Origin of the sequence: Methanospirillum sp. (assembly GCF_028679455.1) — an archaeon.
In the GTDB taxonomy this organism is placed as follows: Archaea; Halobacteriota; Methanomicrobia; order Methanomicrobiales; family Methanospirillaceae; genus Methanospirillum.
Map to the genome: position 1 here is coordinate 1 of NZ_JAJRBM010000019.1, position 5,435 is coordinate 5,435.

Sequence of the window (5,435 nt, forward strand, 5' to 3'; positions counted from 1 at the left end):
ATTATTAATGGAGCCCTCTATGGCATCACTCCGCTCACTACGGCGGACCTTGAAAATGAAATCTCTCTTCTTGAGTTTAATCTTCCTGGATATCAAAAAGCACAAAGTCAGATTACTCTGGGATCTGGTCAGCGGATGCCGGTTTCAATAAACCTTCAACCGTTACCTCCTGTGACTTCTACTCCTGTTCCAACCACTCCGGTGCCAACTCCCACACAGGCAGGCCTCTCCCCGATTATGGTGATAGCCGGCCTGATCGGAGCCTGTTATCTGATCACAAAAATGGATTAATTATTTTAAAACCCTGTGAAAACATTAGCCTCTGGGCCCTAATGTTTTTTCAAGAATTTTATATGTTTCACCATTTTTAAATGACACAATCACCTGAACATGGTCGATTCCGTCAGACCCCTGCATTTCTCCAGTGGCACCAATATTATTTGAGATCTGATTAATTACCGACTCCCCAGTCCCAAGAACTGCACGCATCTCAATTTTACTGACTAATGACTGGCCGTGTCCCCCTCTAAAAGTTCCAGTTATTACCCGATATATCGGCTCTTTACTGACATCTACCGAGACAGAAAGACTGTTTGGTGGTTGGGTGACTGGTCCGGGATAGAGTCCCTCCTGGCTGGCATTAATTGCAGACTCCTGAACCTGAGTAGGCATTTCCAGACCGGCACGGTCCTGCCCTACTACCCTATCCATGACAAGATATGAGTTTCCGTTCATATAGGAGACCATAACCTGTACCCGATCCAATCCTCTTGTTCCAGTTATGGCAATCTCATCTCCCTTCTTTTTCCCAAGTTGTTGTTCGATGACTTCACCGGTTTCGAGTGTTGTTCGTACCTGAATCAATTGGATGAGATCCTGTCCTTTTCCACCGTCAAAGGTAATGGTAATGTTTGAGTACACTGGATCCTTTTGTGCAGAAACTGATACCGCTAGTTCAGCGGGTGGTTCGGTAACCTTACCATCAAACAGGGAAGGAGATGCCTTCTGGGTCGGTTCTGGTGTACTGGGAGTTGGAGATTCGGTTTTTACCGGTGTGGGCGCAGGGGTTGATGGTTGGATCTGCTCCTTTTTGACTGCTCCCTGATCGGTGCATCCCGCGGTCAGCAACAAACCTGCAAGAATACCTACGACTAGTATGGCCTGATATCTGTTCATCGTGTACAAGAGATGAATGTACTCTATTTGTAGATTGTTGTGGGAGTGCAGGTCTCTGGTTCCATACGTTCAGATATTTGTGATACTGATACTTCATTACAGACCGGTAGCACCGGGAGGATATACTGATGGGAAAACCTACCGACGGATACGAACAGATTATTAAGGAAATACTTGAGCATGGGGCAGCAGAAACTTCACAGGCCTGGATGGAAGCCATCCTGGCAGAAAATGGACGGATTCCGCTTATCTTTGAACGAATGGCAGAAAGACCGGAAGTTCTTATCTCCCATCTTCTATACAAAACAGCAGTGCTCAAAACCAGCACCCTTGAACCGAAGTATGTTGAATTAATTAGTATTGCTGTCTCTTCGGCACTTCGCTGTAACCATTGTACTGATTATCATGTGCAGGCAGCGATTCGGAAAGGAGCGACAAAAGATGAAATTCTTGAATCAATCCTTATTGCAGGGCTAACATCACAGTCAACTGTGCTTGCGGATGCATACCGGACCTATGCTGAGAGTATCGAAGAATGCACCGCCTGTGGCATGAAAATCCCAGGAGATGATCAGTGATCGTTCATGTGATGTCTGGCGAAGGTTCCGATAACCTTCCCTTTCTTTTTCGCTCTTGTTCTTTCTTTTCCTGTGCAATTTTGGTTGTGTCCGCTTCTTGAAATCAGACACGTTGTTCCGCTCCCGATAAGGTCATCACGTCCTGCCTGTTTCAGCCCTTCCATTACGAGACTGTGGTTTGCAGGCTCTCGCCATGATAGCAAAGCCCGCTGGACCCTTTTTTCTTCATTCTTTGGTACATGCACGTGTTCATGAGTGCGTGGATCAATGCCGGTGGCATACATACATGTGGATATGGTCATCGGTGTGGGGGTGAAATCCTGAACCTGCTCGGTATAGAGACGGTTATCACGCAGGTATTCTGCAAGAAAAATCATATCCTTGATGGTACATCCCGGGTGTCCTGACATCAGGTATGGGATCAGGTACTGTTTTGGGTTTCTACCCTTCTGAACTCCTTCAAATTGCTCTCTGAATGAATCAAATATATCCTGGCTTGGTTTATTCATCCTGGAGGTTACTCCCGGGCTGATATGTTCTGGGGCGATCTTTAACTGACCTGAAACATGGGCACAGAGATGGGACATAGTCTCTCCCCCTTTTGGGATCAGATCATATCTGAGTCCGGATCCAATGAAGACGTGTTTCACACCCTGGACTGCCTGAGCATCATCAAGCAGAGAGAGGTACTCTGAAAATCCTGAACTCCGTATTCTGCAGGAAATACATTCACGGTCAGTACAGGTTCCCTTTGTTTTCCAACGCTCGCACATATCTCCATACATATTGGCGCTTGGACCCCCGATGTCTGATATTGTTCCTCTGAACTCAGGCATTAATGCTATCCGTTGTACCTCCCTTAGTACTGACTCAGTACTTCTGCTCTGAATTATCTTTCCCTGATGGAGTGCAAGAGCGCAGAATGAGCAATTGCCATAACATCCACGATGTGAAGTGATTGAAAATCTGATTGATTCCAGAGCAGGAATCGGCTCACGGTATCGGGGGTGTGCACGTCTCTTATATGGGAGATCATAGATTCTATCCAGGTTTTCAGTTGAGAGGGGTAATGCAGGTGGGTTTTGGATAATGAGGGTCTTGGGATGACGTTGAAGAAGGAAGCAGTTATTAAATGGATTCTGATTGTCTGCAATGAGATTGGTACTCTTCACAAACAGTGAGGGATCATCATTCACCTCGGAAAAGGAAGGGATCTCAATAACACCACTATTTATCTCAGTGTTCTGGTCTGCCCAGTTCTTAGGGGAGGTTTTCCAGCATATTCCAGCAATTGAATGTATGTCCTTAAGGTTTCTCCCTGCATCTGCACATTCAGCAAGTGTAATAATCTGTTGTTCCCCCATTCCAAAAATCAGAATATCAGCAGGGGCATCAGCAAGTATCGACTGACGGATACGATCCGACCAGTAATCATAATGGGCAAACCGACGCAGGGATGCCTCTACTCCACCGATAACAATAGGTGCATCCTGATAAATCCGATGAACAAGATCAGTATATACCAGTGTTGCACGGTCAGGGCGTGACGGGTGTCCTCCTTCTGAAAATGCATCCTCACTACGCTTTTTTCGTGCAGGTGTATAATGGGCCACCATTGAGTCCATAGAACCACCTGATATTGAAAAAAAGAGTCTGGGGGATCCAAAAACCATCAATGATTTGATGTTTTTTACATCTGGCTGGGGAATTACCCCCACTGTATATCCAGCGTCCCAGAGAGTTCTGCCTAACAGGGCAGTTGCTGATGCCGGATGATCAAGGTATGCATCACCTGATACCAGAATAATATCCGGGCGATCAATCCCGATATCTTCAAGTTCTTCTTTGGAAACGGGAAGAAATTCTGGTTGAGGGAGATGATTCATTCTGTTCTCCTGATCAGGCACTTCAGATACCTATTACTTCCACTCTACTACTCATGGAAGTTGGATTGTTCCAACAATCCTGAGTTTTTCTCCTTCAAGATAGTGCAGGATAACTAAAGATCCTGATTGGAATATCAGTTCTTTCTCAAAGGAGAGGGTTATCTCTGCTGACCGCCAATCACCGTTCTCGGTAATCTTCTGGATCCTGCACGGGAGGAACTGCATCCAGTGTCCTGCATAGAGTATCATCTGTTCTTTCAGTGGCTCTGGCCAATATGGGATGATATGCACTGTACCGGTTACTTCACACTGGCTCCGAATGTCAGATGCTGAGGTGAGCACATATCCCCTGTCCAGATCATCTGCTTCAATTCCTTTGAGTGCCAATCCTACCCGATCTCCTGGATAAGCCTCGCTTACATCATCATCGTGTTTTTGAATCGATCGAACCTGTATTGTTTTTCCAAGGGGATGTACCGTGATCTGGTCATGTTTATGCACGGTTCCCGCTCTGACACAACCTAAAATTACTGTTCCGATACCCTTCACATTGAAATGATGATCGATAGGAATAATCCCCGGCTTTTCTGTCTGGTCAACAGAAAGGGCTGTTGCATCTTCCAGAAGTGCTTCGCGAAGAACATTGAGATCATCAGGAATTATCTTATACTGCTCAATCACCGTCCCCTTAATCAAGGGTGCTATCTGACTTGTGTCCAGGTAGTTTCTGAGAATGAGATATCCTTGTGAAACCTGAGCACAGTTTAATTCCAGAATACATTCCCCGAGTTGTGCAGTGATCTTATCAATTACGATAACTGCCATATCTGCGAGAGATGCAGCATAGTATAGTGATGAGAGTTTTTCGGGATACCGTGTTGGTTCTATCAACGTAAGGGTTGCTTCTCCTTTCTTGAGATTGTAGAATGTGATATCCGTTGATGTTCCTTTTTTCCCGATCTCTTTTCCAAAATCCTCAGGCCCGATAATTATGATATTTAAATTTGGCATCATTAGGTAAGGGCTTTGTATGAATTTGATAGGTTCGATGAATTTGCCTGTCTGATATCAATACAGTTAATAATTCTGCTGAAAAATGGTTAGTAACATGAAGGTACTCATCGCAATTCCTCCTGAGAAGTTCCGGGATGAAGAACTCCTAGAACCGGTAACCGTTTTTCAGGAGGCAGGGGTTAAGTTTGAACTAGCCTCAACTCATGTCGGCGTAGTGATGGGAGTTTTGGGTAAAAAAGCAAAGGTGAACCGCACCTTTGAAGATATCCTTCTCAAAGGATCTGATGACTACTATGCCCTGATGATCATAGGTGGGCCAGGCACAATGGTTCATCTGTGGAATAATACGCATCTTCACGAACTCGCGCGGATATTCAATTCCAAAGGAAAAGTAGTTGCGGGAATTGACAATGCTCCTATTGTCATCGCAAAGGCAGGGCTTCTCAAAAAGAAGGAGGCCACCGTAGTTCCGGGTCAGACTATTCGTGAGATGATGATTGATGATGCGATAATTGTGAATAAACCGATCGTATATATGGATAAAATAATCACTGCAAATGGCCATGAAGTGGCTAAGGAATTTGCAAAACTGATTGTTGAGTATAAGAGTGGGAATCCTGAGTTTGTAGCTACCAAAAGTAAGGCAGGCTTTTCGTTTTAATTCTGATTGGTATCTTCATAATCTTTTTTTATCTACAACGTGCTTTATCTCTCCTCTTTAATCGTTTTTTCTGTATCCCTCACGAAAAGATATCTTCATTGTCTCTACTGTCCAACATTC

At 44.8% G+C, this 5,435-nt stretch carries 6 protein-coding genes; 3 read left to right on the forward strand and 3 right to left on the reverse strand.

The features are described 5' to 3' along the window. The coding region (locus LUQ50_RS00535; protein ID WP_300034568.1) for a PEGA domain-containing protein at positions 1–291 on the forward strand (291 nt) is incomplete at its 5' end. Positions 292–315: 24 nt separating this feature from the next. Here LUQ50_RS00535 and LUQ50_RS00540 read toward each other — a convergent pair. Further along, on the reverse strand, positions 316–1,176 hold the full coding sequence (locus tag LUQ50_RS00540) for a hypothetical protein (RefSeq protein WP_300034571.1): 861 nt from the start codon (positions 1,174–1,176) through the stop codon (positions 316–318). 128 nt (positions 1,177–1,304) lie between these two features. On the opposite strand from LUQ50_RS00540, the gene LUQ50_RS00545 reads away from it, so the two are divergent. Further along, the gene (locus LUQ50_RS00545) at positions 1,305–1,754 is read left to right on the forward strand and encodes a carboxymuconolactone decarboxylase family protein (RefSeq protein WP_300034574.1); all 450 of its coding nucleotides are present in this window, start codon (positions 1,305–1,307) and stop codon (positions 1,752–1,754) included. On the opposite strand, the gene LUQ50_RS00550 is transcribed toward LUQ50_RS00545, so the two are convergent. After that, entirely contained in the window at positions 1,748–3,640 is a 1,893-nt protein-coding gene (locus LUQ50_RS00550) for a YgiQ family radical SAM protein (protein ID WP_300034576.1), read from the reverse strand. The genes LUQ50_RS00545 and LUQ50_RS00550 overlap by 7 nt on opposite strands. Before the next feature lie 51 nt (positions 3,641–3,691). Continuing rightward, entirely contained in the window at positions 3,692–4,654 is a 963-nt protein-coding gene (locus tag LUQ50_RS00555; protein WP_367278924.1) for an EF-Tu/IF-2/RF-3 family GTPase, read from the reverse strand. A gap of 94 nt (positions 4,655–4,748) precedes the next feature. Here LUQ50_RS00555 and LUQ50_RS00560 point away from each other — a divergent pair, with 94 nt between their 5' ends. Next, entirely contained in the window at positions 4,749–5,315 is a 567-nt protein-coding gene (locus tag LUQ50_RS00560; protein ID WP_300034579.1) for a DJ-1/PfpI family protein, read from the forward strand. Positions 5,316–5,435: the final 120 nt, after the last annotated feature.